This is a genomic window from Candidatus Hydrogenedentota bacterium (assembly GCA_016791475.1).
Classification (GTDB): domain Bacteria; phylum Hydrogenedentota; class Hydrogenedentia; order Hydrogenedentales; family JAEUWI01; genus JAEUWI01.
On sequence record JAEUWI010000419.1, the window covers coordinates 1 to 536 of the forward strand.

1 protein-coding gene is annotated in these 536 nt (G+C 69.0%); it reads left to right on the forward strand.

Annotated features, from left to right (window positions below; translation table 11 throughout):
- The coding region (locus JNK74_30025; protein ID MBL7650408.1) for an ATP-binding protein at positions 1–536 on the forward strand (536 nt) is incomplete at both ends.

Genomic DNA, 536 nt, shown 5'->3' on the forward strand with positions numbered 1-536 from the left:
AGCTTCCGGCCCGAGCTCTGGGGAGCCCGCCCGATCCGGTCACCGCATCATTCGGCCTCAAGCGCCGCCCTGGTGGGGGGTGGTGGCACACCCCGGCCGGGCGAGATCAGCCTTGCCCACAACGGCGTGCTCTTTCTGGATGAGCTGCCCGAATTTGATCGGCGTGTCCTTGAGGCCCTGCGCGAACCGCTGGAAACCGGCCACATCACCATCTCCCGGGCCGCACGCCGCGCCGAATTTCCGGCCCGTTTCCAATTGTTGGCCGCCATGAACCCCTGCCCCTGCGGCTATCACGGCCACCCGGACGGGCGCTGCCGGTGCTCGCCTGACCAGATCGCCCGCTACCGCAACAAGCTCTCCGGGCCACTCCTCGATCGCATCGATCTGCTCCTCGAAGTGCCCGCCCTGCCCGCCTCCGACCTGCAATCCGCTGCGGCCGGCGAATCCACCGCCAGCGTGCGAAAGCGGGTCGAGCAGACCTGGACCCGTCAGCTCATTCGGCAGGGCAAACCCAACGCCCGCCTTGCCGGCGGCGA